The organism is Cupriavidus gilardii (assembly GCF_017598945.1).
In the GTDB taxonomy this organism is placed as follows: Bacteria; Pseudomonadota; Gammaproteobacteria; order Burkholderiales; family Burkholderiaceae; genus Cupriavidus; species Cupriavidus gilardii_E.
The window spans coordinates 137911-161043 of the sequence record NZ_JAGFTW010000010.1; the positions used below are offsets into that span (position 1 = coordinate 137911).

Genomic DNA, 23133 nt, shown 5'->3' on the forward strand with positions numbered 1-23133 from the left:
ATTTCGGCCCCCGGAGCGCCAGGAAATTCCGGTAGAATGCGCCCCTTCACAGACAGGTACGCGTGATTCAATGAAAACCACCTTTCTGGATTTCGAGCAGCCGATCGCCGAACTCGAGGCAAAAATCGAAGAACTGCGCTTCGTGCAGGACGACTCGGCGGTCGACATTTCCGAAGAGATTTCGCGGCTGGCCGGCAAGAGCCAGCAGCTGACCAAGGACATCTACGCCAACCTGACCCCGTGGCAGGTGGCCCAGATCGCTCGCCATCCCCAGCGTCCCTACACGCTGGACTATGTGCGCGAGATCTTTACCGACTTCCACGAACTGCACGGCGACCGCGCCTTCGCCGACGATCTGTCGATCGTGGGCGGGCTGGCCCGCTTCAACGGCCAGGCCTGCATGGTGATCGGCCACCAGAAGGGCCGGGACACCAAGGAGCGCGCGCTGCGCAACTTCGGCATGTCCAAGCCCGAGGGCTATCGCAAGGCCAAGCGGCTGATGGAACTGGCCGACAAGTTCGGCCTGCCGATCTTCACCTTCGTCGATACGCCGGGCGCGTTCCCGGGCATTGATGCCGAAGAGCGCGGCCAGTCGGAGGCGATCGGCCACAACCTGTACGTGATGGCCGGCCTGAAGGTGCCGCTGATCGCCACCATCATCGGTGAAGGCGGTTCCGGCGGCGCGCTGGCGATTGCCGTAGGCGACGTGGTGCAGATGCTGCAATTCGCCACCTACGCGGTGATTTCGCCGGAAGGCTGCGCCTCGATCCTGTGGAAGACGGCCGAGAAGGCGCCCGAAGCCGCCGAGGCACTCGGCCTGACCGCGCATCGCCTGAAGGCGCTGGGCCTGATCGACAAGATCGTCAACGAGCCGCTGGGCGGCGCGCACCGCGATCCGAAGGCCATGGCCGCGATGCTCAAGCGTTCGCTGGCCGAGTCGCTGCGCCAGTTCCAGGGCATGAGCGTCAAGGAACTGCAGGCACGCCGCCACGAGCGGCTGATGGCCTATGGCAAGTTCAAGGAAACCGGCGCCCAGGGCCACGGCTGATCCCGCCGCGCCCGGCTTGCGCGATCCGACCGCCACGCTGACCGACAAGGTCGCACAGGCCCTGCAGGCCGGTGCGGCCTTTGTCGTTTCCGGGGCCGGCCAATATGGTGCGCATGATGGCAGGGCGGTGGCGGTGGCGCTGTCGGGCGGCCGCGATTCGGTCGCGCTGCTGCATGCGGCCCGCGCCGCGCTGGCCGCCACGCGCGTCGACGATGCGCAGCCTGCGCCCCTGCTGGCCCTGCACGTCCATCACGGCCTTCAAGCCCAGGCCGACGAATGGGACCGCTTCTGCGCCGAGCTGTGTCGCGACTGGGGCATCGAATACCGCGCGGCCCGGGTGACGGTCGTACCCGCGCATGGAGAAGGGCTGGAAGCCGCTGCCCGGCGCGCCCGCTACCAGGCATTGACTGATCTGTGCGAGCAGCACGACGTCGGCTGGCTGCTGTTCGGCCATCATCTGGACGACCAGGTCGAGACCGTGCTGATGCGGCTGTTCCGCGGCAGCGGCGTGCACGGCCTGGCCGGCATGCCGGCGCAGCGCCGCCTGGCCGAGCAGCGCGACATCGCGCTGTTGCGCCCCTGGCTCGAAGTCGAGCGGCGCGACATCGAGGCCTATTGCCGTGCGCACGGCCTGCGCTGGATCGACGATCCCTCCAACGACGACACCCGCTTCGCCCGCAATGCGCTGCGCCAGCAGCTGCCGGGCCTGCTCGCCGCTTTCCCGGCGCTGCGCGCCAATGTTGCGCAGGCCGCCGCGCATCTGGCCGAAGCCGCGCAGGCGCTCGATGCGCTGGCGGCTCGCCAGCTGGCGAGCCTGGCGCATCCGGGGCGCGATGCGTCGACGCTGGCCGAACTGGACCTCGACGGGCTGCGCGCGTTGCCGGCGGCGCAGGGCGACGCCGTGCTGCGGCTGTGGCTGCGCGACCTCGGCGTGCGGGCGCCGTCGGTGGCCCGGCTGGCGGCGATGCGCGAACAGTTGATCGCCCACCATGGCGGCGAACCGGCGCTGCCGCACGATGGCCTGGTGCTGCGCCGCTTCCGCTCGCGGGCGCTGGCCTGCGTGCCGCCCGGGGCGCCGCCCGTGGAGACGGTCGCACTGCAGTGGGCCGGGGAGGGCAGCCTGGCGGTTCCGGCCTGGCACGGCGAACTGCGCTTCACCCGTGACGATACCTTCGGCATCCCCGAGGCCGTGCTGCGCGAGCCGCTGACGCTGGGACCGCGCGCCGGGGGCGAGCGCATCGTGCTGCGGCCCGGCGGCCCGGCCCGGGCGCTGAAGCAGGCCTATCAGGAGGCCGCCGTGCCGGCCTGGCGCCGTCCGTATCTGCCGCTGCTGCGCGCGGGGGAGAGGGGAGAGCAAATCGTGCTGGCCGCCGGGCTCGGCATGCATCGCCGCTGGCCGGACGCGGCGCCCGCGCCGCGCTGGCGGGTCGAGTGGCACGCCTGGCGCCCGGAGATCGGACCGGCGCAGTGACCGGCCCGTCGAGCGCGTCCTTCGCTCGCGCCCGCCATGCCGCCTACCGCACGGGACATCGTTCCCGCAAGGCTTGACAAGGCGAAACAACGCTATTCCGCCTTGCCGGGCGCCAGTGCTTGGTGTATTTTCAGTGGTTTTGCACAATCGCTGGCGTCGACAACAAGATGGCTCTCATCGTTCACAAATACGGCGGCACTTCGATGGGTTCCACGGAACGCATCAAGAATGTCGCCAAGCGCGTGGCCAAGTGGCACCGCGCCGGTCACCGCGTAGTCGTGGTGCCTTCGGCCATGTCGGGCGAGACCAATCGCCTGCTGGGACTCGCCAAGGAGATTTCGCCGCAGCCGGATCCGCGCGAGCTCGACATGCTGGCCTCGACCGGCGAACAGGCCAGCGTCGCGCTGCTGGCCATCGCGCTGCACGGCGAGGGCATCGACGCGATCAGCTATACCGGCTGGCAGGTCCCGGTGAAGACCGATTCGTCGTACACCAAGGCACGCATCGAATCGATCGACGATGAGCGCATCCTGGGCGATCTCGACGCCGGCCGCGTGGTGATCGTCACCGGCTTCCAGGGCATCGACGCGCTGGGCAATATCACCACGCTGGGCCGCGGCGGCTCCGATACCTCGGCCGTCGCCATCGCGGCCGCGATCGAGGCCGACGAGTGCCTGATCTATACGGACGTGGACGGGGTCTACACCACCGACCCGCGCGTGGTCGAAGACGCGCGCCGGCTGGACCGCATCACCTTCGAGGAAATGCTGGAAATGGCCAGCCTCGGTTCCAAGGTGCTGCAGATCCGCTCGGTGGAATTTGCCGGCAAATACCGCGTCAAGACGCGCGTGCTGTCGTCGCTGACCGACCCCTTGATGCCGCTCGAGCAGGAAATGCATTCGGGCACGCTGATTACTTTTGAGGAAGACCCTGACATGGAAGCAGCCGTCATCTCCGGCATCGCCTTTGCCCGTGACGAAGCCAAGATCACCGTTCTCGGCGTGCCCGACAAGCCCGGCATCGCCTACCAGATCCTGGGCCCGATCGCCGACGCCAATATCGACGTCGACATGATCATCCAGAACCAGTCCGTCGAGGGCAAGACCGACTTCACCTTCACCGTGCCGCGCGGCGACTACCAGCGCTCGCTGGCGATCCTGAACGACGCGGTCAAGGGCCATATCGGCGCGGCCAGCGTGTCGGGCGATCCGAAGGTCTCGAAGGTGTCGGTGGTCGGCGTGGGCATGCGCTCGCATGTCGGCATCGCCAGCAAGATGTTCCGCACGCTGTCGGAAGAGGGCATCAATATCCAGATGATCTCGACCTCGGAAATCAAGATCTCGGTGCTGATCGACGAGAAGTACATGGAACTGGCCGTGCGCGCGCTGCACAAGGCGTTCGAGCTGGAGCAGGCCTGATTTCCGGCGCCTTCGGGTGCCGGTTTGGCGAGGGTGCGCAAGTGCCGTTGTCATCGATTCGTCGTTGACCAATTGCCGCACCCTCGCTAGAATACGCGCTTCGTTGTGCGGCCTCCCTCGCACAACGCAAGTTTGGGAGACGTGGCCGAGAGGTCGAAGGCACTCCCCTGCTAAGGGAGCATCCGGGCCAAAACCTGGATCGAGGGTTCGAATCCCTCCGTCTCCGCCAGTACATCAGTACATGGCGGCGGAACCCCGGAAGATCGCGGTCTTCCGGGGTTTTGTTTTTTGTGGGCCCGGCACGAGACCTCTGCAAGGCCGGCTTCCGCGAATGTCTAGGCCGCGTTGTCCGGAACGGCGTGCACCACGCCCACCCCCAGCCCGCCGTCCACCAGCATCGCGTGCGCATTGACGTAGCTGGACTCGTGCGAGATCAGGAACAGGCAGGCGTAGGCCACTTCCCAGCCGGTGCCCTGACGGCCGAAGGGCACGGTCGCTGCGCGCGCCGGCCGGCGCCGACTCGCATCGCGCCCCATCGGCGTATCCATCAAGCCAGGCAGCAGCGAATTGCAGCGGATGCCGCGCGGCTCCCCGGCGGCCGCAATGCTGCGAGCCAGCGCGACCTGCGCCGCCTTCGACGACTCGTAGGCGGGATTGCGGCCGGTACAACGCTGGCTGGCCAGCGACGACATCAGCACGATGGCACTGCCCGGTTCCATGATGCCGAGCGCAGCCTGGCTGAACAGCATATGGCTGCGCACGTTGACGGCGTATTCCCGATCCCAGGCAGCCGCGCTCTGATCGGCCAGACTCAGCGCCCCAGAAATTCCCACATTGAGGACCATACCATCGAGGCCGCCGAGCTCCGCAGCCACGCGCGCGACCAGCGGCGCGATGGTGTCGGGTTGGCTCACATCGCACACGTAGGGACGCGCCTTTCCCCCTTCGGCCTGCACCAGTTCGCAGGTTTCCCGCACCGCGGCTTCCGACATGTCGACGCAGGCCACGCTGGCGCCTTCGCGTGCGAACAGCATCGAAATGGCACGGCCGTTGCCGACCGGCGGCGAGGGCTCGGGAATGGCGCGCTGGCCGGCGCCGATCACCAGCACGCGGCGGCCTTGCAGCCGTCCGCGGCCGGGCTGTCGGCCGAGCGATTCGGCGAAGATCTGAACGGAGGGATCGATGTCGTTGGGAGGCAGATGCATGGCGGGGCTCCGGGTACGTTGAAGGTAGGAGGGGCTGGTTCAGGAAATCGCGCCGGGCGGTTCGAGATCGATTTCCAGGTTTTCCAGAAAGCGGCTGACCAGCATGTAGAAGCCGATGGTCAGCAGCACCTCGCTCAGCTCCCGGTGGCTGAGCTGCGCCGCCAGCGCGTTGAAGGTGACCTCCGACGCCTTGACCTGGTGCACAACCTCGTCGGTGAAGGCCACCAGCAAGCGTTCCAGTGGCGACAGGGCCGACTGGTCGGCGCCGGGCTCCAGTGCCGCGATCTTGTCTTCGGCGAGTCCGACCTTGCGCGCCACTCTTTTGTGCTGGTGGACCTCATAGCTGGCGCCGCTGAGCAGGCCTACCCGCAGGATCACGATTTCGCGCAGACGGGAGTCCAGCGCGTTGTCGCGCAGAATGGCGCTGCCCAGCGCCAGGAATCCATTTGATGCGCTGGGACCGGCGTGCGGCAGCATGCGATACAGGTTCAACGGGGGCCGTCCCTTCAGTCGTTCGAGATAGTCGGCGGGGGCCTGCGCAAGATCGAAGTACGGAATACGGGCCATAAGGGCTCCTGCAAGTGGGACGACGGCAAAGGTGCCTCGCCAGCGGACCGCGGGCGAGCGTTCGGTTTGTACTGCGTGGTGAAGGCGTGAAGGCGTGAAGCCATGAAGGCGGCTTCGACGAGTTCGGCGAGCTATTGCGCGGGTTTGTCGAGCCACATCGCGCGCACGCGGATCAGGCTGTTCTGCATCGGGGGCAGGCCCTTGACGTACGGCCGCGCGACGGCGAAATAGGTGACCCGGACCGGAATCAACTGGAACGCTTCATCGGACACCTTCTGCGCGACCTCGCAATACATCGCATGGCGCTTGGCCCGGTCGGTTTCGATGCGCGCCTTCGCCAGCAGCGGGTCGACCTGGCTGGTGTCGTGCCGGCTGACGGGCTCGCCGGCCTCGCCGCCGAAGTAGTACGAGAGCACCAGATCGGGATCGCCGCCGATATCGGAGAAGCGCCAGACATCCATCTGGTAGTCGCCGCTCAGGCCCACGCGCACGTTCTGGCTTTGCTCCACCAGCCGGATGCGGGCGTCCATGCCGGCCGCCTTGACGAACTGCTGGACCATCGCGGCCTGGCGTCGTCCCGCCGGCGTATTGGTGCTGACCAGCTCGAACGAGATCGGCTTGCCCACTTCCTTGACCAGGGATTTTGCGCGTGCCAGGTCGTAGCTTCGCCATTTCAGGTTGGGGCAGTGCCACTCCGAATTGGCGCCAAGCAGATCGCGCGTCGGTTGGGTGGTGCCAAGAAAGAAGGTGTCCACCATCGCCTGGCTGTTGAATGCGTGCACGACGGCTGCCCGTACGCGCTTGTCGTCGAAGGGCGGCTTGCTGTTGTTGAAGTTCCAGGAGATCGCTCCCGATCCCTCGTAGCTGTGGACCTTCAGCGACGGGTCCTTCCTCGCGTCGAGCACATGCGTGGCGGTATCCATGCGGCCGATATCGACTTCGCCCGAACGGATGCTCTGATAGCGCGTGTTGGCATCGGGCAGCACGCGGTAGATCACCCGGTCGAGGTAGGGCAACCGCGCATCCCAGTAGGCCGGATTGCGTTCCATCACGATGCGGTCGCCGGCTTGCCATTCCTTGAAGACGAAGGGGCCGGTGCCGATCGGCTTGCGATGGAAGCCGGCCGGGTCCCGCCGCAGCGCGGTCGGGGAGCCGATGAAGTTGGTCAGTCCTTCGAGCGCCAGCGCCGAGCGCAGGGCGGTCCATGGATGTTTCAGCACGAAGCGCACGGTGTGCTCGTCGACCACCTCGACGGCTTTCACCGGCGCGATCATCGACACGTTGACGCCTGAATCGGGCGCGAGCAACCGGTTGTAGTGAAAGGCCACGGCCTCGGCGTTGAACGGCGTGCCATCGTGGAACTTGACGTTCTTGCGCAGCGTCACCGTCGCGCTCATGCGATCGGGCGCCTCCTGCAGCGCGAGGCCCAGGCGGGGCACGATCTGCTTGCCCTCATAGGCGAACAGGGTCTCCATGACCGAGGAGGCGGGCGCGGCCGTGTTCTGGTTGAAGATCTTGGCGGTCAGATGATTGAAGCCGCTGAACTCCGCCTCGGTGCCGATCGTCAGGGTGCCGCCTCGCTGTTGCCCTAGGGCTCCGCTACTGAAGGCGCCGGCCGTGCAGACGGCGATCAGCATGGCAGCAAGCCGCAACGCGCTGGTGTTCATCGATATCTCCTTGGGTTGGCGTCTGGTCACAGGACTGCCGTCTGGATCGGTATCGGCGCTGCCGCTGCGTTGCGACCGGCCGTGTCGAGCGGGAAATGGCAGGCGACGCGCTGCTCGGGCCTGCCTGGCAGGGAGGTCAGCACCGGTGCGCTGTCGCTGCAGACGGCCGCGGCGCGCGGGCAGCGGGTGCGAAAGCGGCAGCCGCCGGGTACCGCGAGCGGTGACGGCATGTCGCCCTGCAGCGCGATGCGCTGGCGTGGCGCGTCGGGATCGGGTTCCAGCACGGCGCTGATCAAGGCCGCGGTGTACGGATGCGTGGGGCGCTCCAGCACGTCGGCGGCCGGCCCGGTCTCGCACAGCGTCCCCAGATACATCACCGCAATGCGATCGGCCACATTGCGCACCACGGCCAGATCGTGCGAGATGAACAGCATCGCGAGGCCAAGTTCGCGCTGCAGCGCGTTCAATACGTTGAGGACTTGCGCCCGGACCGAAACATCGAGCGCGGACACCGGCTCGTCGCAGACCAGCAGCGCGGGGTCGAGCAGCAGGGCTCGTGCGATCGACAGCCGCTGGCACTGCCCGCCGGAGAACTGGCGCGGATAGCGCCGCAGCACGCCGTCGGGGTCCATGCCGACCTGCTCGAGCACGGTACGCACGCGTGCCTCGCTGTCGCCGCGCCGGTACAAGCCATTGAGCTTCAGCGGTGCCATCAGCGCATCGCCGATGCGTCGGTGCGGATTCCACGACGACACCGGATCCTGGAAGATCATCTGGAAACGCCGGCGCAGCTTGCGCAGCGTGCGCTCGGGCAAGCTGGCGAGATCCACGCCGTCGAGCAACACGCGTCCCGCTTCGGGCCGCACCAGCCGCATCATCGCCTTTGCCACCGAGGATTTGCCGCACCCGGATTCGCCCACGAGCGCAAGCGTCTCGCCGGTACGCAGGGTGAACGAGACGTCGTCGACCGCTCGCATGCGCCGGCCGTCGGAAAGACGGTACGACAGCCGCAGATGTTCCACCGACAGCAAGGTGGCGGCGGCGGACGGCAGGGCGGTCACGCGAGCGTCGTTCATGCGCCCTCCAGCGGATGCCAGCAGCGGCACAGCCGTGCTACCTCACCGCTCGGGTCGGCAGCGCGCACAGCTGTCTGCGGCCGGAGGTCCGCCCCTGGGGGCGGCGCCAGGGGCGGCACCGCGCGATCGCAATCGTCGAGCCGCCGCGCGCAGCGCGCGGCAAAGTGGCAGCCGGGCTGGCGCACGGTCATGACCGGCGGCCGGCCGGGAAGAGCGTCGAGCCTGGCGTGCGCCGCCGCTTGCAGCGACGGCACCGCGCGCAGCAGCGCCGCGGTATAGGGCATGCGGGGCTGCCGCATCAGGGCGCGCACGCTGCCTCGCTCGACGATCTGGCCGGCATACATCACCGCCATCTCGTCCGCATGGTGTGCGGCCACGCCCAGGTCGTGCGTGATCAGCATCATGGTCATCTGGCGGCGTTGCTGCAGGCTTCGCAGCAGTTCGAGAATCGCGGCCTGCACGGTGACATCGAGCGCGGTGGTGGGCTCGTCGGCAATCAGCAGGTCGGGCTCGCAGGCGATCGCCATGGCGATCACCACGCGCTGCCGCATGCCGCCCGACAGCTCGTGCGGGAATTGGTCGACGCGCCGTTCGGCCGCCGGGATACCGACCTCGCGCAACAGCGCGATCGCGCGGCGGCGCGCGACGTCGGCCGGCATGCGCAGCTGCACGCGCAGCGCTTCCTCCAGCTGCACGCCGATGCGCCGCACCGGGTTCAGCGCGGTCATCGGATCCTGAAACACCATGCCGATGCGACGGCCGCGCATCGCGCGCATCGCCTCCTGCGGCAGGCGCATCAGGTCGGTCCCGTCGAACCGGGCGCTGGCGGTGTCTGCAATGCGCGCGGCGGGCGGCAGCAGCCGCAGCACCGTACGCGCCAGCACCGACTTGCCGCTGCCCGATTCGCCGACGACGGCCAGCGTGCGTCCGCGCGGAACATCGAGATGGACGTCGTCGAGGGCCCGCAGCAGTCCGCCGGGCGTGGGAAAGTCGACCGTCATGCCGCTGACGGCCAGCAGCGTCGTGCCGGCCGCGGCGGGGCGGGTCTGGGCCCGGTTCATTGGATCCGGGTTCATCGCACGCTCCCGGTGGCTGCGCCCGCGCGCCGGCGCAGCGCGTCGCCCAGCAGGTTCAGGCTCAGCACGGTCAGGAACATCACGGCGGCTGGAATCAGGCTGACATGCGGCACTCGCTCGAGCGCCTCGCGCCCGTCGGCGATCATGCTGCCCCAGCTGGGCGTCGGCGGCGGTACCCCGACCCCGAGAAAGCTCAGCGAGCCTTCGGCGACGATCATTACCGACCCCATCGTCAGCGCATAGGTCAGCAGCGGCATGGAGATATTTGGCAGGACCTCGCGCAACATGATCCATGCGGTCGAGGCGCCGGCCGTGCGTGCGGCCAGTACGAACTCGCGCGTCATCAACGGCAGGATGTTGGCCCGCGCGATCCGTGCGAAGGCGGGAATCGACATGATCCCCAGCGCCAGCGTGACATTGCGCAGCGACGGACCGAACACGACCGTCAGCCCCAGTGCGAAGACCAGGTTGGGGAAGGCCAGCATCGCATCGAGCACGGACAGCACGCTCTTGCGCACCCAGCCGGGGCCACCCGTCGAGAGCATGGCCAGCAGCGTCCCGAACAACAGGCCAATCAGCGGCGCCGCCACGCAGACAGTCAGCGATACCCGCGCGCCATGGGTCAGCCGTGCCAACAGGTCGCGGCCGTCCAGATCGGTGCCGAGCCAGTGTGCGGCACCGGGCAACTGTTCCGCGGCCAGGAAGTCCATTTCGTCGGGCGCCGGCAGCGGCAGCCAATCGGCGCCGATCGCACAGGCGAGCACCAGCGTGAGCCAGAGGATCGGGGCGGTCAGGCGCCAGGGGATTCGGCGGCCGAGGGCGCCGGTTGCGCCGGCCGGCCGCGCGGGCCTGCCGCCGGCGTGGGAGTCGAGCGTGTCAGTCGGCATGGTGATGGGACAGGCGAGGATCGAGCAGGCGGTAGAGCGCGTCGACGGCCAGGTTGACGCCGACGAAGGCCACACCGATGAACAGCACGACGCCCTGCAGCGTCAGGTAGTCGCGCCTGGTGATCGCTTCGATCAGCAGGCGGCCAACGCCGGGCAGGGCGAACAGCGTTTCGATGATGACCGCGCCGCCGATCAGATGGCCGATGTTGATGCCCATCACCGTGATCAGGCTGAAGGACGACGGCCGCAGCGCGTGGCGCCACAGGATGGTTGATTCGCGCAGCCCCTTGGCGCGCGCCACGGTGATGAATTCCTGGCCGAGCGTGGCGACGATATCGCTGCGCAACAGCCGCAGGTACACCGGCGCCTCGACCAGTGCCAGCGTCAACGCGGGCAGCGTCATGCTGCGCAGATTGCCGAGCGGATCGTCGCTGAAGGGAACGAAGCCAGTGGCAGGGAACCAGCGCAGCCAGATGCCGAACACGAGGATCAGGATCAACCCGAGCACGAAGTGCGGCACCGCCAGTACGCCGAACGCCCCGGTCGTGATCAGGCGATCGGCGGCCCCGCCTTCGCGCCACGCCGCCCACAGAGCCAGCGGCACCGCCAGGGCGAGCGCGAGCACCTGCGCATAGATCATCAGCTCGAGCGAGACGGGCAGGCGGTGCGCGATGGCGTCCGTCACGCGCTCGCCGCTCAGCGGCGAGGTACCGAGGTCGCCCCGCAAGGCATTGCCGAGCCAGCTCACGTAGCGCTCCGCCAGCGGTTTGTCCAGGCCAAGTTCCGCCTGCAGCCGCGCAATGTCCTCGACGCGCGCGTTGTCGCCCAGCAGGGCATCGACCAGATTGCCGGGCAGCAGCTCGAGCATCAGGAAGGTCGTGGCGCTGAGCAGGATCAGCACGATGGCAATGTGCGAGGCGTGTCCGCCGAACCGCAGAGTCGATCGCGCCATGGCGGTGGTTGGGGTTTGCATGGCGCCCAGCATAGGCGATCCGATGAAACGGTTCATCGGTAAAAATACCGAGCGCTTTCGGCGGCCGGCTGGCGTCGTTCTTGCGATTCTTTTGTCTTGCGTTGCCGTGGCAATTCGATGAACATGCATCGATCGCAAGGCGGATATGCGCTACGTTCATGCGCTGGCTGGCCATGGCAACTTCCGCTTGCCGCCCCGCATGCGCGGTTGATGAATCGTTTCATGGCGTGCTACATTGCCGAGAACGCGGCACCCCTTTCCAATCGCGATCCACGGCATACCATGACGACCACCGTACAAGGCGCGCCCGCTGCAAGTCGGGCCGCCACCCCCGCCACCACCTCCGCCGACATCGTGCCGCCCGCCGTGTACCAGGGCGGCACCATCGGCGACATGATCCTGTCCGCGATCGACCGGTTCCCCGAGCGCGTCGCCTTCATCGAGGAGGGCTGCCAGTGGACCTATCGCGAGCTTGGCCGGCATATCGGCCGCGCGATGGGCGCCTTTGCTGCGCTGGGACTGCGCCGTGGCGACGGTGTGGTCCAACTGTCGCCAAATCGCGTCGAGATGTTCGTCTTGATGGCCGCCGCCTATCTGAGCGGATTGCGCTCGGTGACTCTGCACGGCATGGGCGGCCTCGACGACCACGCCTACATCGTCAACGATGCCGAGGCGTCGGTCTTCATCGCCGATCCGGCCTACGCGGATCGCGCGATGGCGTTGCGCGACCGATGCACGCACGTCCGCCACTGGTTCTGCCACGAGACGGCGCCGGGGGATGGCATGGCTCTGCCCAATTTCTGGCGGTATGCCGACAGCGTGGGCCACGTGCCGCTGGTCCAGCAGGCGCAGCCGACCGATATCGTCCGGCTCGCCTATACCGGCGGCACGACCGGCAAGCCGAAGGGCGTGATGCTGTCGAACCGCTCGATGTGGATGCAGGCCGTGCTGCTGCTGGCGGCGCGCAGCGTGCCGGACGATGTGCGATTGCTGTGCCCGACGCCGATCTCGCACGGAGCCGGGGCGATGGTTGTGCCGACCCTGTGGCGCGGCGGCACCGTGATCCTGCAGCGCGGTTTCGACGCCGAGCGCTTTATCGACGCACTGGAGCGGCATCGCGCCAATCTGGCCTTCCTGGTGCCGACCATGATCTACACCTTGCTGGACCATCCCCGCAGCCGCACCGCGGACTTTTCGTCGCTGCGCACGCTGTCCTATGGCGCCGCGCCGATGTCGCCGGCGCGCATCCGGGAAGCGCTGGCGCGCTTCGGCCCGGTGCTGGCACAAAGCTACGGGCAGACCGAATGCCCCAGCAACATCCTGCAGCTGACCCAGGAAGACCACTGCCGCGACGACGGCGAGACGCTGACCTCGGCCGGGATGCCGTATCCCGGCGTGACCGTGGCGCTGCTCGACGATGACGACAGGCCGGTCGAACGGGGCACGGTGGGCGAATTGTGCGTGCGCAGTCCGCTGGTGATGGACGGCTACTGGAAGCAGCCGGAGCAGACCGCGCAGGCCCTGCGCAATGGCTGGCTGCACACCGGCGACATGGCCTACCAGGACCCCTCGGGCTATTTCCATTTGGTGGACCGCAAGAAGGACATGATCGTCTCCGGCGGATTCAACGTCTATCCGCGCGAAGTCGAGGACGTTCTGACCGCTCACCCCGCCGTGGCGGCCGCCGCCGTGATCGGCGTGCCCGACGACAAATGGGGGGAGGCCGTCAAGGCGGTGGTGGTGCTGCGGGCCGGAGCACAGGCGAGCCGCGAAGAGCTGAGGGCGGCGGTCCGTAGCGCGAAGGGCGCCGTCAATACGCCGAAGAGCATCGATTTCGTGACCGACCTGCCGCTGACCGCGCTGGGCAAGCCCGACAAGAAGCGGCTGCGCGAGCGTTACTGGCAAGGCCATGCCCGTGCCGTGCACTGAATCGGCCGCGCTCAACCGTGGCCCGCCCGTCAATGCAATCTCGAGGACCATCGACATGGATACCCTGACGCAGTCGAACCGCCGTTCCCTGGAGGGCCGCGTCGCGATCGTGACGGGCGCCGGATCGCGAGCCGACGGCATCGGCAACGGCCGTGCCGCTTCCATTCTGCTGGCACGCGATGGCGCGCGCGTGGTGCTGATCGACAACGTGCCGGAATGGGCGGAGGTCACGCGGCGCATGATCGAGGCAGAAGGCGGCGAAGCCGAGGTCGTCGCGTGCGACGTCAGCCGGGACGCCGATTGCCAGGCCGCGGTCGAACGCGCGGTGGCGCGGTGGGGGCGTGTCGACATCCTGGTCAACAACGTGGGGATCGGCGGGCCGCCCGGCACCGCAGTCGATGTCGACCTCGCCGCCTGGGACGCCGCGCTGCGCATCAACGTGACATCGATGATGCTGATGGCGCGCCATGCCATCCCTCCGATGCGCGCGAACAAGCGCGGCGCCATCGTCAATGTGGCGTCGGTGGCCGGCCTGATGGGCGGCCATCCCAGCCTGCTCTATCCGACCTCCAAGGGCGCGGTGGTCAACATGACGCGCGCCATGGCTGCCCATCACGGCGAGGAGGGCATCCGGGTCAATTGCGTGGCGCCCGGCATGGTCTACACGCCGATGGTCTATGCCAACGGCATGAGCGAGGAAAAACGCGAGATCCGCCGCAACCGTTCGCTGTTGCGCACCGAGGGCAGCGGCTGGGACGTCGGCCATGCGATCCGCTATCTGGCCGGGGACGAATCGGCATGGGTCACCGGTGCGGTGCTGCCGGTCGATGCCGGCGCGACGGCGGGACGCCATTCGTATTGATCGCAATGCGCCGCTTCGACGCGTGCGGCGACAAGAGGAGCAAGCAGCCATGAACGGCGGACAGACAATGCGGGCAGTGATCTGCCGGAACGGCGCGCCGGCATGCGTGCAGATGCCGGTGCCGCGGCCCGGGCCAGACGAGGTGCTGGTGGAGGTGGCGGCTTGCGCGCTGAACCGCGCGGATCTCGCCATGGCCGCCGGCGCCCGGCATGGCGCCATCGGCGGCGACGGCACGGTGCTTGGCATGGAATGGTCCGGCGTGATCGCGCAGGTGGGCGCGGCCGTCCAGGACCTGCACGTCGGGCAGCGGGTGATGGGATCCGGCCGCGGCGCCTTTGCGGACTATACGGTCGCGGACCGTGGCCGCGTATTGCCGCTTCCGGAAGGCATGGACGATCTGCGGCAGGCGGCCTGTCTGCCGGTTGCGCTGCAGACGATGCACGATGCGCTGGTCACCCACGGCGGCCTGCGGGCAGGGACTTCCGTGTTGATCCTTGGCGCGGCGAGCGGCGTCGGCCTGATGGGCATGCAGATCGCCCGTGAGTTGGGTGCGGCCCTGGTCATCGGCAGTTCCACCGATTCCGCGCGGCGTGCCAGGCTCGCCCCCTTCGGCGCGCAGCTTGCCGTCGACACCGGCGACGAGGGGTGGACCGGCCAGGTGCTGGAACGCACGGGCGGCCGCGGGGTCAATCTGGTCATCGACATGTTGTCTGGAACGGTGGTCAATGCGGCGATGCTGGCGACCGCGCTGGGCGGCACCATCGTCAATGTGGGGCGGCTCGCCGGCAAGGCCGCGACGTTCGACTTCGACCTTCACGCGTTGCGGCGGATCCGCTATGTCGGCGTGACGTTCCGCACCCGGACCGTGGAGCAGGTGCGAGAGATCACCAGCCGGATGCTCGCCGACCTGTCCGACCCGTTGGCGCACGGCCGGTTGCAGCTTCCCATCGACAGCGTCCATCCGCTGGAACAGGCGCCGCAGGCGCTCGAGCGGATGCGGGCGAACACGCATTTCGGCAAGATCGTGCTGGCGCTCCGTTGAGCGGGGAGGGCGGCGGCCCGGTAAGGGGGACCGCGCGCCGCGGCCGATGTCGCCAACCGCGCCAACGCTAGCGTCGCGGGCCGCAGGATTCGCGCACCACCAGCTCGTATGGCATCAGCTCATGGCGCGGGGGCGCCGGCCTGGCCCGGGCGTCGCGTTCGGCGATGCGCCGCAGCAGCAGCGTCGCCGCCATGTCGGCCACCTCGTCCGTCGGTGTCCGCAGCACCGTCACCGGCGGGTCGAAGGTCTGCGCAAATTCGGTGTCGCCGATGCCGATGACCGAGATATCGGCCGGCACGCGCAAGCCCTGCTTGCTGATCGCGCGCAGGGTACTGGTCAGCGTATGGGTGCCCTGCGCCAGGATGGCGGTGGGCGGATCGGCCTCGCGCAGCAGCCGGCAGACATCGTCGAAGGCGGAGCTGGTCGAGGTGGCTTCCTGGATGATCAGGTCCGGCGCCGGCATGCCCGCTGCCTTGAAGGCGGCGCGATAGCCCTGGATGCGCCGTCGCACGGGCCGGCTTTTCACCTGCCACAAGGCCAGCGCGATACGCCGGTGGCCCAGCGACAGCAGGTAGGCGATGGCGGCCTTGACCCCATTGACGTGGTCGAACAGCACCGCGTCGGCCTCGACGTCCAGATCGCGGTCGTAGATCACGGCGGGCATGGTCAGCTGGCGCACCGCCTCCAGCACGCCGGGATGCCGCTCGTTGCCCGGCGCGATGATGACGCCGTCCATGCCGCGGAGCTGGAAGGTGCGCAGGATGTCGATTTCCCGTTGCGGATCGTTCAGGCCGTTGGCCAGCAGCAGCATGTAGCCGTCGCTGCGCAGGCGCTCCTCGAGCGCCCGGAATGCTCGCGCATACAGCGGGTTGGTGACATCCGAGAACATGCACCCGATGGTCTTGCTGGTGCGCGAGCGCAGCGTCTGGGCGGCGTGATTGGGCTGGTAGCGCAGCGCGGCGATCGCGCGTTCGACCTTTGCCTTGACCTCCGGTGTCACATTGGCCGCGCCATTGATCACGCGCGAGGCGCTGCCGACCGACACGCCGGCCAGGGCGGCGACGTCCCGGATGCTGATCTGCTTGTTCGCCATATCGCTCCTTCGATTGCGCGGAAGTATATCGCCACGCAATCGATCGAAGGAGCAAGAGGGCCCGCGCTACAGCATCACGAAGCCGCCGGACGCGCCCAGCGTCTGGCCGGTCACGAACAACGCGCGTTCGGACGCGAGAAACGCCACCACGCCAGACACATCTTCCGGCCGGCACAGGCGGCCCAGCCCCTTGGCGATGGGATAGAGATTGAGCATCTTCCCCAACCGTTCGTCGGTCTCGACGGTGGCGTTGACGCTCAGCGGACCGTCCTTGATGCCGGCGTGCGACACGGCGCCGAGGGCAACCGAATTGACGGTGATCCGGTGGCGGCCGTGCTCGCGCGCGATCGCCTTGCCGAAGGCGGCGATGGCGCCCTTGGCGCCCGAGTAGACGGCCAGCTGTGCTTCGCCGACGCGGCCGGCCTCCGAGATGATATTGACGATGCGCCCGCCGCCACGTTCGATCATGCCGGGCAGCACCGCGCGGCAGCAGTGCATGGTGCCGTAGACGTTCAGGTCGACCACCTTGGCCCAGTCGGCCACCGGCATGTCGAGGAACAGAGGCGTGCGTCCCCCTTTCTCGCGGCGCTCCGGCACGATGCCGGCATTGTTGATCAGCACGCTCACCGGTTTGCCGAAATGCTCGGCGGCCTGCCGGACCATGGCGTCGATCTGTTCGGGGCGCGTGATGTCGGCGGGCGCGGCCAGCGCGCGGCCGCCGGCCGCTTCGATGTCGCCGGCGACAGATTGCGCCCGTTCGGCAAAGAGGTCGTTGACGACCACCCAGGCGCCTTCGCTGGCCAATTCGATGCAGATCTGACGGCCGACGCCCTGGCCGCCGCCCGTCACGAGGGCGACTTGTCCTTCCAGTCCGAGGTTCATGCTGTTCCTTTTTGCTGTTGATGGGTGTTGGCGGCCGTGTCCCTAGCGGCCGGTAAAGACCGGCTTGCGCTTTTCGACGAAGGCCCTCATGCCTTCCTTGCGGTCATCGCTGTCGATGATCATGGCTGCGGCATAGCGCTCGAATTCGAGCCCCGAATCGAGGTCGGTCTGCATGCCGCGGTCGATGGCCTGCTTGGCGAAGCGCACTGCCAGCGGCGGTTGCTCGGCAATGCGCTGCGCCAGGGACAGCGCCGTCTGCATCAGCGCCTCGGCCGGCACTACCGATGTCACGATGCCGTAGCGCAGCGCCGTCTCGGCGTCGATCAGGTCGGACGTCAGCACCAGTTCCTTGGCGCGCGCCGCGCCGATCAGCCGCGGAAGCCGTTGCGTGCCGCCGGCGGCCGGGATCACGCCCAGCTTGACCTCGGGCAGGCCGAAACGTGCGGTCGCGCTGGCGATGCGGATGTCGCAGCAGAGCGCCAATTCCAGGCCGCCGCCGAGTGCAACGCCGTTGATGGCGGCGATGACCGGCTTTTCAAAGGCTTCGATATCGCGGAACAGGTCGTGCGTGGCGCGCTGCGCGAAGAAGTAATCGGTGCCCCGCACCTGGTTGCCGGCCCGTTCCTTGATATCGGCGCCGGCGCAGAAGGCGCGGTCGCCGGCGCCGGTCAACAGCACGGCGCGCACGCGCTCGTCCTCGCGGGCATAGTGGAGGAAGGCGCGGGCGAGGTCCGGCTTCATGCTGCCGCCCAGCGTGTTCATGCGGTCGGGCCGGTTCAGCGTGACCACGGCGACATGGTCGCGGACCTCGTAAAGCAAGGTGTCGAGCGGGGCCAGGGAAGGTTCGGTCATGCGTGTTTCCTTTGGTGTGATGGCATGGGTGGCATGTCGGAGCGTGAGGGCGCGTGAGCGGGCGATGCCATGCCTCACCGGCCCGCGGCGGCAAGGACATGGGCGATCGCCACCGAGCCCAGGCCGATCATGTGCGCCATGCCCAGCCGCGCGCCCTCGTGCTGACGGCCGCTTGCCTCGCCGCGCAACTGGCGCGTCAGCTCGGCGATCTGGCCGATGCCCGTGGGGCCGAGCGGATGCCCCATGCCGATCAGTCCACCGGACGCGTTGATCGCGCAGCGGCCGCCGATTGCCGAATCACCGCGAGCGAGGTAGTCCGCTCCCTCGCCCGGTCCGCAAACGCCGATGGCTTCGCTGTACAGCAACTCCTCCACCGAAAATGCGTCGTGCAGCTCCACCAGGTCGAGGTCCAGCGGCGCTACCGCAGCCTGTTCCAGCGCTGCGGCGGCGCTGGTTCTGACCAGCTCGATCGCGCCGTCGCCATACTCGGCTTCGTCCCGCTCGCTGGTGGCCACCGACGACAGCACGCGCACGCAGCGCTTCGGTTCCAGCCCAAGCCGTCGCAATGCGTTGCCCGACACCACCAGCACGGCTGCCGCGCCGTCTCCGCGCGGGCAGCACTGCTGCACCGTCAGGTCGCCGACTACCTTCGGGGAGGCCAGCACCTGTTCCAGCGTGCGCGGCTTGCGGAACTGCGCGAACGGGTTGCGCGCGGCGTTGCCATGGTTCTTGACCGCGACGTTGGCCAGCGCCCGCAGGTCGGCGCCGCGCTCGCGCAAATAGCGGCGCGCCATCATCGCGAACTTCACCGCCGGAATGGTGGCGGTATCCGACAGCCGTTCCAGTCCATCCTTGTTGGCCGCGCGCCGTCCGTCGCCGTGCTTGTCGACGCCGATGGCCAGGACCACATCGCTGATGCCCAGTGCCACCTCCTGGCAAGCCTGGCGGAAGGCGAACGAGCCGGACGCAGAGGCGTTCTCGACCTGCGTCACGGCCAGGCCGGTGGAGCCCAGATGGCGCAGCATCACGCGGCCCGCGGCCATGCCGATCGAGGTGGTGCCGACATACGCGCTCTGCACCTGGTCGAAGCGCAGCCTCGCGTCCGAGAGCGCGGCGCGCACCGCCGTCAGGCCGAGATGGGTGTAGGGCGTGTCGTTGGGAAACTGATAGGGGTGCAGGCCGATGCCGGCCACGTAGACGCCACCATTGCCTTCGATCCATTGGCTCATTGCCGGTTCTCCTCGGCGGGAACGAACGCGCAGCGGTAGGTCAGGCCGTCATCGTCGAATGCCGCGATGGCGGTCAACGCCATGCCGGGCCGCAGGCCGCTTTCGTCGGCGACGCCGATCACGCCCTGTTCGACGACGCCCTCGGCGATGCGGACATCTCCCGCGATGGCCGGCACCGGCATGCCGGGCACCAGGGCGACATGCAGCGTGACGTATTCCATCAAGGTGCCTTCGCCCGGCAGGCCCACCTGTTCGGCTTCGTCCAGGGGCGCGCCGCAATGCATGCAGCCGGGTGCGTTGGCGGGAAAGGTTAGACGCTGGCAGCCGGGACAACGTGCGTACAGGAATTCCAGCGAGCGGCCATTGGCGGCGAGCCGGTACAGCGTCGGATGGCGTGGCCGAGGTTCAGCGTGTGTAGCGGTCATGGGATGGGACGGGTCGTTTGAGGAAGAGGGGTGTGGCGGATGGCAGGGATAGGGCAGCTAGTCGAGCTTGGCGCCGGACTGGCGCACCACCTCGCGCCAGCGCACCATCTCGGACTTCACCATCGATTCCAACCGCTGATCGCGGACGTCGGTCAGCGGCGTGCTGCCGAACTTCTCGGTGATGGCCAGCATTTCCGGGGAGGCGATCGCGCGTGCGATCTCGTCGCCGAGGCGCCTGGCGATCTCGGGCGGCGTCTTGGCGGGCAGGAACACCGCGCTCCAGGCACTGGTCTCCGCGCCCGGGTAGCCGGCCTCGGCGATGGTCGGCACATTGGGCACCACCTTGAGCCGCGACTTCGCGGTGACCGTCAGCGGGCGTAATTTGCCCGACTCGATCATCGGCGTCACCACGACGGGGTAGTCGAACATCAGGTCGACATTGCCGGCGATCAGGTCGTTCAGGGCCGGGTTGCTGCCCTTGTACGGAACATGGGTCATCTTGATGCCCGCGGCCTTCTGAAACACCTCGGCCGTCAGGTGCGTGCCGGTTCCCGGTCCCGCCGAGCCGAAGTTCAGCTTGCCGGGATTGGCCTTGGCATAGGCAACCAGGTCCGCCACGGTCTTGAAGGGCAGCGACGCGTTGACGACCAGGATCAGCGGCGTCGCCGAGATGCCATGCACCGGTACGAAATCGGCAACGGGGTCGTAGCGCAGGTTCTTGTACAGCGCCAGATTGGCGGCATGCGTGCCCTGCGTCCCGTAGATCATCGTATAGCCGTCCGGCGGCTGCCGGGACGCGGCTTCCACACCGATGGACCCGCCTGCGCCTGGCTTGTTGTCGACCACGACCGATTGTCCGAGCTGCTCGCCCAGCTTCTTGGCCAGCATGCGGGACACGTTGTCGGTAATGCCGCCCGGCGTGAAAGGCACGACGAAGGTAATCGGCTTGCTTGGCCATGCCGCGGCCGATGCCGGTGCAGAGGTCCACGCAGATCCCAGCGCGGCTACCGTCGCCAGCACACTGGCCAGCGCACGTTTCAGGGTTTGCATTGCTGTCTCCTTGTCGTTCTCGTTTGTATTTGACTTCGGTGTGTCGTACTATAGGCCAGTATTTCGTAGACATACAAGCACGAAGATCGATCCCAAAACGAAGCGACGACGAAGGACATGGCGCGTTTTTTCGCCGTAATCAACGGTGCTACGGAGAATCCTGTCGATATAATTCGTGTACTTCTACGAAATTTCGGAGACCTTATGCCTACCCTGGTTCCCGCCGCCGCCCGTACGATGGCCCTGCTCGAAGTGTTCGCCCGCGAGCGGCGCGAGTTGTCCAATTCCGACCTGGCGCGCCTGATGGACCTGCCGGAAAGCAGCTGTTCGGATCTGCTCCATACGCTGCACGAGCTTGGCTATCTGGTGCGCACGGCGCGCAGCCGCCGCTTCTATCCCACTGCGCGGCTGCTCAGCGTGGCGCGCGAGATTTCGGCGAGCGATCCGCTCTATGCGGTCGGCGCCGAAGCCTGCGAGCTGCTGCGCGATCGCACAGGTGAAACCGGGCTGTTCGGCCGCGTCGAGGGCGGCGTGGTGCGGGTGCTTGCGTTTACCGAGGGACGGCATCCGCTGCGCTATATGCAGAACGTCGGCGACAAGCTGGCACTGCACGTGTCGGCCCTGGGCAAGGCGATCCTGGCCCTTGGCTCGCCGGAAGAGGCAGCGCGGCAGTTGCGGCTCAAGCCGCTGAAGAAGATTGCTCCCGGCACCATCGTCGACCTGGCGACGCTCGAGGCCCAGGTGGCCAAGGCGCGCCGGCAGGGCTGGATCTGGGTGGAGAACGAGGGCGGCGATGGCCTAGGCGCGATGGCGGTGGCCGGCTACGTCGGCGGCGAGCCGCTCGCGCTGTCGGTGGCCGGACCGGTCGACCGCCTGCGGGCCAACAAGGACACGGTGCTGCAGGCTCTGCGTGAGGTCCAGGCGATCGTGTTCCGTGCGGAACCGGAGGAGGGGCCGGCGTCGCCGCCGGCCGCGGCCCCGCGGCGAACAGGCAGGGCGAAGGCGCCGGCGCTGTAGCGCCCGCCCCGGGCCATCCGTGGCCGCCGACCTGCCGGGAGGATTGACTGGGTAGAAGCGGGGTAAAAGCGGCGCGCAGGTGCGGGCCGCGAACATGCATGCCATCGAGGCAAACAAGACCAAAGGAGACAACCCATGCATTTCGTACCGGACAACGAGCAGGTGCTGTTGCGCGACAGCATCCGTCGCTTCATGAAGAGCGAGGTCGCGCCGCTGGTCGCGCAACATGACAAGGCCCAGACCTTTCCCTTCGAGATCCTCGAAGGCCTGGCGCAGTTCGGCTATATCGGCGGACGGTTGCCCGAGGCCGAGGGCGGCATGGGGCTGGACCATCTGACCTGGGCGATGCTGATGGAGGAGGCCGGCTATACGTGGCTGTCGCTGCGCACGATGCTCAACATCACCAATGGCGGCATCCTGAAGCTGGCCAGCGAAGGCACGGCCGAGCAGAAGGCGCGCTTTCTGCAGCCGCTGCTGCGCAACGAGCGGCGTTGCTGTACCGCGATCTCCGAGCCGGGAACGGGCTCCAATATCGCGCAGATCCAGACCCGTGCCGACCTCGACGGCGACGAATACGTGCTGAACGGCCGCAAGCTGTGGATCACCAATGGCGCGTTTGCCGATTTCGTCATCGTGGTGGCGCGCACCTTCAGCCCAGAATGCGACGGACAGCTGTCGACCTTCATCGTCGAACGCGAGGCCACGCCATATGACGTCAGGCGGGTGGAGACCATGGTGCTGCGCAGTACCGGCACCGCCGAACTGAGCTTCGACAACGTCCGCATCCCGCGCGCCAACCTGCTCGGCACCGAGGGCAGCGCCCTCAAGCGCATGCTAAAGGGGCTTGACGCCGCGCGCGTCAATATCGCGATGGGCGCGGTGGGCGCGGCGCAGGCCGCGCTCGACCTGTCGATCGACTACGCCCGCACGCGAACCCAGTTTGGCCGGCCCATCGGCAGCTTCCAGCTGGTGCAGAAGCATATCGTCGACATGACGGTCCGCGTCGAGGCGGCGCGGGCGCTGGGATATCGCGCCGCCGCCGCGCTCGATGCCAACCACGATGCGCGTACTGCCTGCTCGATCGCCAAGCTGTACGCCACCGAGGCCGCCCACGAGGTGGCCGACATGGCGCTGCAGGTGCATGGCGGCCTGGGATACGCGACCGACTATCCGATCGAGCGGATCTTCCGTGACACGCGCGGCGGCACGATTCCGGAAGGCACCACCGAGGTACAGACCCTGATCGTGGGCCGCGAAATCCTCGGCATGTCCGCCATCGCCTGAGCGCGATGCCTGGCTGCTGCGCCTCCACGCGCGCGGTCGTTGCCGTTCCCCGCCATTCTTCCGCTACCGCCCCTCCGGAG

The 23133-nt window shown here is 67.9% G+C and carries 21 protein-coding genes and 1 tRNA gene; 9 read left to right on the plus strand and 13 right to left on the minus strand.

Features of this window, described 5'->3' with window-relative positions; genetic code table 11:
- Positions 1–70: 70 nt before the first annotated feature.
- From J5T34_RS05320 to J5T34_RS05335, 4 genes are all read left to right on the plus strand, one after another.
- Entirely contained in the window at positions 71–1048 is a 978-nt protein-coding gene (locus J5T34_RS05320; protein WP_208578922.1) for an acetyl-CoA carboxylase carboxyltransferase subunit alpha, read from the plus strand.
- Positions 1008–2519: a tRNA lysidine(34) synthetase TilS gene (gene tilS, locus J5T34_RS05325; RefSeq protein ID WP_208578923.1), complete on the plus strand. Its 1512-nt coding sequence runs from the start codon at positions 1008–1010 to the stop codon at positions 2517–2519. Before J5T34_RS05320 ends, tilS begins: the two co-directional genes overlap by 41 nt.
- Before the next feature lie 167 nt (positions 2520–2686).
- Positions 2687–3937 carry an aspartate kinase gene (locus J5T34_RS05330; protein ID WP_149319263.1) on the plus strand — a complete coding sequence of 417 codons (1251 nt, stop codon included), beginning with the start codon at positions 2687–2689 and terminating at the stop codon, positions 3935–3937.
- 135 nt (positions 3938–4072) lie between these two features.
- Positions 4073–4166, plus strand: a tRNA-Ser gene (locus J5T34_RS05335).
- A gap of 106 nt (positions 4167–4272) precedes the next feature.
- Here J5T34_RS05335 and J5T34_RS05340 read toward each other — a convergent pair.
- From J5T34_RS05340 to J5T34_RS05370, 7 genes are all read right to left on the minus strand, one after another.
- Entirely contained in the window at positions 4273–5142 is an 870-nt protein-coding gene (locus J5T34_RS05340; protein ID WP_208578924.1) for an SDR family NAD(P)-dependent oxidoreductase, read from the minus strand.
- Positions 5143–5181: 39 nt separating this feature from the next.
- Positions 5182–5709, minus strand: coding sequence for a carboxymuconolactone decarboxylase family protein (locus J5T34_RS05345; RefSeq protein WP_208578925.1), 528 nt, complete (start codon positions 5707–5709; stop codon positions 5182–5184).
- Between the two features lie 131 nt (positions 5710–5840).
- Complete coding sequence (locus J5T34_RS05350) at positions 5841–7376, minus strand: ABC transporter substrate-binding protein (protein WP_208578926.1); 1536 nt, start codon at positions 7374–7376, stop codon at positions 5841–5843.
- A gap of 26 nt (positions 7377–7402) precedes the next feature.
- Positions 7403–8452, minus strand: a complete 1050-nt coding sequence (locus tag J5T34_RS05355) for an ABC transporter ATP-binding protein (RefSeq protein WP_208578927.1) — start codon at positions 8450–8452, stop codon at positions 7403–7405.
- Positions 8449–9528 carry an ABC transporter ATP-binding protein gene (locus J5T34_RS05360; RefSeq protein WP_208578928.1) on the minus strand — a complete coding sequence of 360 codons (1080 nt, stop codon included), beginning with the start codon at positions 9526–9528 and terminating at the stop codon, positions 8449–8451. Before J5T34_RS05360 ends, J5T34_RS05355 begins: the two co-directional genes overlap by 4 nt.
- Positions 9525–10415: an ABC transporter permease gene (locus J5T34_RS05365; RefSeq protein WP_208578929.1), complete on the minus strand. Its 891-nt coding sequence runs from the start codon at positions 10413–10415 to the stop codon at positions 9525–9527. Before J5T34_RS05365 ends, J5T34_RS05360 begins: the two co-directional genes overlap by 4 nt.
- Entirely contained in the window at positions 10405–11367 is a 963-nt protein-coding gene (locus tag J5T34_RS05370) for an ABC transporter permease (RefSeq protein ID WP_244258705.1), read from the minus strand. Before J5T34_RS05370 ends, J5T34_RS05365 begins: the two co-directional genes overlap by 11 nt.
- A gap of 303 nt (positions 11368–11670) precedes the next feature.
- Between J5T34_RS05370 and J5T34_RS05375 the strand changes: the two genes are divergently transcribed.
- From J5T34_RS05375 to J5T34_RS05385, 3 genes are read left to right on the plus strand one after another with little or no spacing between them, the layout of a single operon-like run.
- Positions 11671–13317, plus strand: a complete 1647-nt coding sequence (locus J5T34_RS05375; protein ID WP_208578930.1) for an AMP-binding protein — start codon at positions 11671–11673, stop codon at positions 13315–13317.
- A gap of 55 nt (positions 13318–13372) precedes the next feature.
- Positions 13373–14179 (plus strand): SDR family NAD(P)-dependent oxidoreductase, encoded by an 807-nt coding sequence (locus J5T34_RS05380; protein ID WP_208578931.1) that lies wholly within the window; start codon positions 13373–13375, stop codon positions 14177–14179.
- A gap of 49 nt (positions 14180–14228) precedes the next feature.
- On the plus strand, positions 14229–15221 hold the full coding sequence (locus J5T34_RS05385; RefSeq protein ID WP_208578932.1) for a quinone oxidoreductase family protein: 993 nt from the start codon (positions 14229–14231) through the stop codon (positions 15219–15221).
- Between the two features lie 67 nt (positions 15222–15288).
- Here J5T34_RS05385 and J5T34_RS05390 read toward each other — a convergent pair whose 3' ends face one another.
- From J5T34_RS05390 to J5T34_RS05415, 6 genes are all read right to left on the minus strand, one after another.
- Positions 15289–16314, minus strand: a complete 1026-nt coding sequence (locus tag J5T34_RS05390) for a LacI family DNA-binding transcriptional regulator (protein WP_208578935.1) — start codon at positions 16312–16314, stop codon at positions 15289–15291.
- A 66-nt stretch (positions 16315–16380) separates the two neighbouring features.
- On the minus strand, positions 16381–17196 hold the full coding sequence (locus tag J5T34_RS05395) for an SDR family NAD(P)-dependent oxidoreductase (RefSeq protein WP_208578936.1): 816 nt from the start codon (positions 17194–17196) through the stop codon (positions 16381–16383).
- Between the two features lie 42 nt (positions 17197–17238).
- Positions 17239–18048 (minus strand): enoyl-CoA hydratase/isomerase family protein, encoded by an 810-nt coding sequence (locus J5T34_RS05400; RefSeq protein WP_208578937.1) that lies wholly within the window; start codon positions 18046–18048, stop codon positions 17239–17241.
- Between the two features lie 74 nt (positions 18049–18122).
- Positions 18123–19277 (minus strand): thiolase family protein, encoded by a 1155-nt coding sequence (locus tag J5T34_RS05405; protein WP_208578938.1) that lies wholly within the window; start codon positions 19275–19277, stop codon positions 18123–18125.
- Positions 19274–19702 (minus strand): Zn-ribbon domain-containing OB-fold protein, encoded by a 429-nt coding sequence (locus tag J5T34_RS05410; protein WP_208578939.1) that lies wholly within the window; start codon positions 19700–19702, stop codon positions 19274–19276. The genes J5T34_RS05405 and J5T34_RS05410 overlap by 4 nt, the downstream gene beginning before the upstream one ends.
- A gap of 57 nt (positions 19703–19759) precedes the next feature.
- The gene (locus J5T34_RS05415) at positions 19760–20752 is read right to left on the minus strand and encodes a Bug family tripartite tricarboxylate transporter substrate binding protein (protein ID WP_208578940.1); all 993 of its coding nucleotides are present in this window, start codon (positions 20750–20752) and stop codon (positions 19760–19762) included.
- A 204-nt stretch (positions 20753–20956) separates the two neighbouring features.
- On the opposite strand from J5T34_RS05415, the gene J5T34_RS05420 reads away from it, so the two are divergent.
- Entirely contained in the window at positions 20957–21769 is an 813-nt protein-coding gene (locus J5T34_RS05420) for an IclR family transcriptional regulator (protein ID WP_208578941.1), read from the plus strand.
- A 135-nt stretch (positions 21770–21904) separates the two neighbouring features.
- The gene (locus J5T34_RS05425; RefSeq protein ID WP_208578942.1) at positions 21905–23053 is read left to right on the plus strand and encodes an acyl-CoA dehydrogenase family protein; all 1149 of its coding nucleotides are present in this window, start codon (positions 21905–21907) and stop codon (positions 23051–23053) included.
- Positions 23054–23133: the final 80 nt, after the last annotated feature.

What these genes read in the sequence shown, in the direction of transcription:
- J5T34_RS05320 (WP_208578922.1), top strand. Translation starts at nt 71, where the DNA reads ATGAAAACCACCTTTCTGGATTTCGAGCAGCCGATCGCCGAACTCGAG.
- tilS (WP_208578923.1), top strand. Translation starts at nt 1,008, where the DNA reads ATGGCAAGTTCAAGGAAACCGGCGCCCAGGGCCACGGCTGATCCCGCC.
- J5T34_RS05330 (WP_149319263.1), top strand. Translation starts at nt 2,687, where the DNA reads ATGGCTCTCATCGTTCACAAATACGGCGGCACTTCGATGGGTTCCACG.
- J5T34_RS05340 (WP_208578924.1), bottom strand. Translation starts at nt 5,142, where the DNA reads ATGCATCTGCCTCCCAACGACATCGATCCCTCCGTTCAGATCTTCGCC.
- J5T34_RS05345 (WP_208578925.1), bottom strand. Translation starts at nt 5,709, where the DNA reads ATGGCCCGTATTCCGTACTTCGATCTTGCGCAGGCCCCCGCCGACTAT.
- J5T34_RS05350 (WP_208578926.1), bottom strand. Translation starts at nt 7,376, where the DNA reads ATGAACACCAGCGCGTTGCGGCTTGCTGCCATGCTGATCGCCGTCTGC.
- J5T34_RS05355 (WP_208578927.1), bottom strand. Translation starts at nt 8,452, where the DNA reads ATGAACGACGCTCGCGTGACCGCCCTGCCGTCCGCCGCCGCCACCTTG.
- J5T34_RS05360 (WP_208578928.1), bottom strand. Translation starts at nt 9,528, where the DNA reads ATGAACCCGGATCCAATGAACCGGGCCCAGACCCGCCCCGCCGCGGCC.
- J5T34_RS05365 (WP_208578929.1), bottom strand. Translation starts at nt 10,415, where the DNA reads ATGCCGACTGACACGCTCGACTCCCACGCCGGCGGCAGGCCCGCGCGG.
- J5T34_RS05370 (WP_244258705.1), bottom strand. Translation starts at nt 11,367, where the DNA reads ATGGCGCGATCGACTCTGCGGTTCGGCGGACACGCCTCGCACATTGCC.
- J5T34_RS05375 (WP_208578930.1), top strand. Translation starts at nt 11,671, where the DNA reads ATGACGACCACCGTACAAGGCGCGCCCGCTGCAAGTCGGGCCGCCACC.
- J5T34_RS05380 (WP_208578931.1), top strand. Translation starts at nt 13,373, where the DNA reads ATGGATACCCTGACGCAGTCGAACCGCCGTTCCCTGGAGGGCCGCGTC.
- J5T34_RS05385 (WP_208578932.1), top strand. Translation starts at nt 14,229, where the DNA reads ATGAACGGCGGACAGACAATGCGGGCAGTGATCTGCCGGAACGGCGCG.
- J5T34_RS05390 (WP_208578935.1), bottom strand. Translation starts at nt 16,314, where the DNA reads ATGGCGAACAAGCAGATCAGCATCCGGGACGTCGCCGCCCTGGCCGGC.
- J5T34_RS05395 (WP_208578936.1), bottom strand. Translation starts at nt 17,196, where the DNA reads ATGAACCTCGGACTGGAAGGACAAGTCGCCCTCGTGACGGGCGGCGGC.
- J5T34_RS05400 (WP_208578937.1), bottom strand. Translation starts at nt 18,048, where the DNA reads ATGACCGAACCTTCCCTGGCCCCGCTCGACACCTTGCTTTACGAGGTC.
- J5T34_RS05405 (WP_208578938.1), bottom strand. Translation starts at nt 19,277, where the DNA reads ATGAGCCAATGGATCGAAGGCAATGGTGGCGTCTACGTGGCCGGCATC.
- J5T34_RS05410 (WP_208578939.1), bottom strand. Translation starts at nt 19,702, where the DNA reads ATGACCGCTACACACGCTGAACCTCGGCCACGCCATCCGACGCTGTAC.
- J5T34_RS05415 (WP_208578940.1), bottom strand. Translation starts at nt 20,752, where the DNA reads ATGCAAACCCTGAAACGTGCGCTGGCCAGTGTGCTGGCGACGGTAGCC.
- J5T34_RS05420 (WP_208578941.1), top strand. Translation starts at nt 20,957, where the DNA reads ATGCCTACCCTGGTTCCCGCCGCCGCCCGTACGATGGCCCTGCTCGAA.
- J5T34_RS05425 (WP_208578942.1), top strand. Translation starts at nt 21,905, where the DNA reads ATGCATTTCGTACCGGACAACGAGCAGGTGCTGTTGCGCGACAGCATC.